Origin of the sequence: Streptomyces sp. OfavH-34-F (assembly GCF_022347745.1) — a bacterium.
Taxonomy (GTDB): Bacteria; Actinomycetota; Actinomycetes; order Streptomycetales; family Streptomycetaceae; genus Streptomyces.
In genome coordinates, this window is sequence record NZ_JAKRGC010000401.1 from 1 (window position 1) to 4829 (window position 4829).

General features: G+C 71.3%; 5 protein-coding genes. All 5 read left to right on the plus strand.

Annotation, left to right across the window (positions count from 1 at the left end; all coding sequences use genetic code 11):
- Positions 1-2041 (plus strand): translation initiation factor IF-2 (infB, locus tag MHW47_RS31955; protein ID WP_239227353.1); only part of this gene is annotated, 2041 nt, incomplete at its 5' end.
- A gap of 137 nt (positions 2042-2178) precedes the next feature.
- A complete protein-coding gene (locus tag MHW47_RS31960) occupies positions 2179-2475 on the plus strand; it encodes a DUF503 domain-containing protein (protein ID WP_239227354.1) in 297 nt (98 codons plus the stop codon).
- A 21-nt stretch (positions 2476-2496) separates the two neighbouring features.
- Positions 2497-2940: a 30S ribosome-binding factor RbfA gene (gene rbfA, locus MHW47_RS31965; protein ID WP_111338516.1), complete on the plus strand. Its 444-nt coding sequence runs from the start codon at positions 2497-2499 to the stop codon at positions 2938-2940.
- On the plus strand, positions 2937-3836 hold the full coding sequence (gene truB / locus MHW47_RS31970) for a tRNA pseudouridine(55) synthase TruB (protein ID WP_239227355.1): 900 nt from the start codon (positions 2937-2939) through the stop codon (positions 3834-3836). Before rbfA ends, truB begins: the two co-directional genes overlap by 4 nt.
- A gap of 200 nt (positions 3837-4036) precedes the next feature.
- A partial coding sequence (locus tag MHW47_RS31975; RefSeq protein WP_239227356.1) for a serine protease occupies positions 4037-4829 on the plus strand: 793 nt, incomplete at its 3' end.

Consider the following 4829-nt stretch of genomic DNA (forward strand, 5'->3'; position numbering starts at 1 on the left):
CGCCGGCCGTCCCGGCGGCGGTGGCGGCGGCGCGGGTCGTCCCGGTGGTGGCGGCGGCTTCGGCGGTCGTCCCGGCTTCGGTGGCCGTCCCGGTGGCCCGGGTGGCCGCGGTGGCACGCAGGGCGCCTTCGGTCGTCCCGGCGGTCCCGCGCGTCGCGGTCGCAAGTCGAAGCGGCAGAGGCGCCAGGAGTACGAGGCCATGCAGGCCCCGTCGGTCGGCGGCGTGATGCTGCCTCGCGGCAACGGACAGACCGTCCGCCTGTCGCGCGGTGCCTCGCTCACCGACTTCGCCGAGAAGATCAACGCCAACCCGGCGTCGCTCGTCGGCGTCATGATGAACCTCGGCGAGATGGTCACGGCCACCCAGTCCGTGTCCGACGAGACGCTCAAGCTGCTCGCCGACGAGATGAACTTCGTCCTGGAGATCGTCAGCCCGGAGGAGGAGGACCGCGAGCTGCTCGAGTCCTTCGACATCGAGTTCGGCGAGGACGAGGGCGGCGACGAGGCCCTGCTGCCGCGTCCGCCGGTGGTGACCGTCATGGGTCACGTCGACCACGGTAAGACCCGTCTTCTGGACGCCATCCGCAAGACGAACGTCATCGCGGGCGAGGCCGGCGGCATCACCCAGCACATCGGTGCCTACCAGGTCACGGCCGAGGTCAACGAAGAGCCGCGGAAGATCACCTTCATCGACACCCCGGGTCACGAGGCGTTCACCGCCATGCGTGCCCGCGGTGCGAAGTCCACCGACATCGCGATCCTCGTGGTGGCGGCGAACGACGGTGTGATGCCCCAGACGATCGAGGCGCTGAACCACGCCAAGGCGGCCGACGTGCCGATCGTGGTCGCGGTCAACAAGATCGACGTCGAGGGTGCCGACCCGGTCAAGGTGCGCGGTCAGCTTACCGAGTACGGGCTGGTGGCCGAGGAGTACGGCGGGGACACGATGTTCGTGGACATCTCCGCCAAGCAGGGTCTGCACATCGACCAGCTGCTGGAGGCCGTCGTCCTCACCGCCGACGCCTCGCTCGACCTGCGGGCCAACCCCGACCAGGACGCGCAGGGCATCGCGATCGAGTCCCACCTCGACCGCGGCCGCGGTGCCGTCGCGACCGTCCTGGTCCAGCGAGGCACCCTGCGGGTGGGCGACACGATGGTCGTCGGCGACGCCTACGGCCGTGTCCGCGCCATGCTCGACGACAAGGGCGAGAACGTCGAGGAAGCGGGTCCGTCGACCCCCGTCCTCGTGCTGGGTCTCACCAACGTCCCGGGCGCCGGCGACAACTTCCTGGTCGTCGACGAGGACCGTACGGCCCGTCAGATCGCCGAGAAGCGTGCCGCCCGCGAGCGCAACGCCAACTTCGCCCGCAAGGGTGTCCGGTTCTCCCTGGAGAACCTGGACGAGGCGCTCAAGGCCGGTCTGGTCCAGGAACTCAACCTCATCATCAAGGGCGACGCGTCCGGTTCGGTGGAGGCTCTCGAGTCCTCGCTGCTCCAGCTCGACGTCGGCGACGAGGTGGACATCCGGGTCCTGCACCGCGGTGTGGGTGCGGTCACCGAGTCGGACATCGACCTGGCGACCGGCTCCGACGCCATCGTGATCGGCTTCAACGTGCGCGCCGCCGGGCGTGCGCAGCAGATGGCCGACCGCGAGGGTGTGGACGTCCGCTACTACTCGGTCATCTACCAGGCGATCGAGGAGATCGAGGCGGCCCTCAAGGGCATGCTCAAGCCGGAGTACGAAGAGGTCGAGCTGGGTACGGCGGAGATCCGCGAGATCTTCCGCTCGTCCAAGCTGGGCAACATCGCCGGTGTGCTCGTCCGGTCCGGCGAGGTCAAGCGCAACACCAAGGCGCGCCTGCTGCGTGACGGCAAGGTCGTCGCGGAGAACCTCACCATCTCCGGTCTGCGCCGCTTCAAGGACGACGTCACCGAGATCCGCGAAGGCTTCGAGGGCGGTATCAACCTCGGCAACTTCAACGACATCAAGGTGGACGACGTCATCGCGACGTACGAGATGCGCGAGAAGCCGCGAGGCTGACCCGTACCTCAACAGTCGGGGCCGGTCGACGGGACGAATTTCCGTCGATCGGCCCCGGCCGTTCCGTGTACGGTTCTTGTGTCCCCGCCGATCAACGGCGGGGCGCGAACCCGAACCGGCGGGACATCCGGGCATACATGTATGTGGGGACACTGTCCTTCGACCTGCTTCTCGGCGACGTACGGTCGCTGAAGGAGAAGCGTTCCGTGGTCCGTCCGATCGTTGCCGAACTCCAGCGGAAATACGCGGTGAGCGTGGCGGAGACGGGCGGGCAGAATCTCCATCGCAGGGCCGAGATCGGCCTCGCCGTGGTCTCCGGGGACACCCGGCACCTCACAGACGTACTCGACCGGTGCGAGCGCCTCGTCGCCGCCCGGCCGGAAGTGGAGCTGCTGTCCGTACGGCGGCGGCTGCACAGCGACGAAGACGAATAGCAAGGCGAAGGAGACGGACCAGTGGCCGACAACGCGCGGGCTAAGAAGCTGGCGGACCTCATCCAGGAGGTGGTCGCCGGGAAACTGCAGCGCGGCATCAAGGACCCGCGTCTGGGGACGCACGTGACCATCACGGACGTCCGGGTCACCGGTGACCTGCGGGAGGCCACGGTCTTCTACACGGTCTACGGCGACGACGAGGACCGGGCCAGCGCCGCGGCAGGACTGCAGAGCGCCAAGGGCATCCTGCGGTCCGCGGTCGGCGCGGCGGCGGGCACGAAGTTCACCCCGACGCTCACCTTCGTGGCGGACGCGCTCCCGGAGAACGCCCGGGCCATCGAGGACCTGCTCGACCGGGCCCGGGCCTCGGACGCCAAGGTGCGGGAGGCGTCCTCGGGCGCCACCTACGCGGGCGACGCGGACCCGTACCGCAAGCCGGAGGACGAGGACAGCGCCCCCGAATGACCACGCAGAACAGAACGCCGGACGGGTTGGTCATCGTCGACAAGCCGTCCGGCTTCACGTCGCACGACGTCGTCGCCAAGATGCGCGGCATCGCCCGCACCCGCCGCGTCGGCCACGCGGGCACCCTGGACCCGATGGCGACCGGGGTGCTCGTGCTCGGCGTCGAGAAGGCGACCAAGCTCCTCGGCCACCTCGCGCTGACGGAGAAGGAGTACCTGGGCACGATCCGGCTCGGCCAGAACACCGTCACGGACGACGCGGAGGGCGAGATCACCTCGTCCGCCGACGCCTCCGGGGTCACCCGCGAGGCGATCGACGCCGGGGTCGCCGCCCTGACCGGCGACATCATGCAGGTGCCGTCCAAGGTCAGCGCCATCAAGATCGACGGCAAGCGGTCCTACGCGCGGGTGCGCGGCGGCGAGGAGTTCGAGATCCCGGCCCGGCCGGTGACCGTCTCCTCCTTCCGCGTCTACGACGTGCGCGAGGCCGTGGCCGAGGACGGCACCCCCGTGCTCGACCTGGTCGTCTCGGTCGTCTGCTCGTCCGGCACGTACATCCGGGCCATCGCCCGGGACCTGGGCGCCGGGCTCGGCGTCGGCGGCCACCTGACCGCCCTGCGCCGCACCCGCGTCGGCCCCTACGGGCTGGACGCCGCGCGCACGCTGGACCAGCATCAGGAGGAGCTGACCGTGATGCCGGTGGCCGAGGCCGCCGCCTCCGCGTTCCCCCGCTGGGACGTGGACGAGAAGCGGGCCAGGCTGCTGCTGAACGGCGTACGCCTCGACATGCCCGCCCACCCGTCGGGACCGGTCGCCGTCTTCGGCCCGGACGGGCGGTTCCTGGTCCTCGTCGAGGAGCAGAAGGGCAAGGCCAAGAGCCTCGCCGTCTTCGGCTGACCGCGTCCGGCCCTCCCGGGCCCCGGGATGGAGCGGGCAGAGCCCCGGTGCCCGCTCCATGACCCCCCACCGCTTCCTGTCCCGCGAACGGTCCCGATTCACCCCAACGAGCAGGCGCTCGGAGTGAAAGAGGGGGGTGACGGGGGCGCGTTCCCCCGGAGTGGTCCGCGCGGGGATCTTCGTCCGCCTACCTTCGGATCATGGGATGCGGGGACCGGGCGACGCTGGTACGACTGTGCGATCCGGCGGGCCGGCCGCGGGGGACCGGGTTCGTCGCCGACGACCGGGGAACGGTCGTCACCAGCCACGAAGCGGTGGACGGCCTGCCCCACCTCGTGCTCCACGGCACGGACGGCCGCAGCCGCCGGGTCGAGGCCGCCGACATCACCGCCCTCCCGGAGCACGACCTCGCCCTGCTGCCCACCGGCGGTCCGGACACCCTCGGCGTCCGCCCGCTGCCGGTCTGCGTACGGACGCGCATCGACCCCGGCAGCTATGTGACGGTCGCCGCGCACGGACTGCGCGAGGCACGCGTCCTGGGCCGCACCCCCGTCACGTACACCAGCCACGGCCGCACCCACCGCATCGACCACGCGCTGGAGCTGGCCCTCGGCACGGACGGCAGCGACGCCCTGCGACTGGGCGGCGCGGCGGTCGGCGGACCCGTCCTCGACCCCGACAGCGGGGCCGTCATCGCCGTCCTGGGCCTCGCCCTGCGCGCCTCCCACACCGCAGCCGGCTGCGCCACCCCCCTCGCCGGAGCGGTCACCCACGGGCCGCTGGGCGAACTGCTGCGGCGCAACGCCGCGACCGTCCCCGGCTACGGCCCCGACCTCAACCTCGCCGGGGCCCTCCAGCTCACCGCCATGTCCGTGGGCTCGGCGGACGACCCCGGCGAGCGGCCGGAACCGGTCGAGCGGCCCGGGATCCGCGCCGAGACCGAGGCGTTCGCGGCCGCCGCACCCGGGGAGCCGGCCGTGGTCCTGGGCCTCG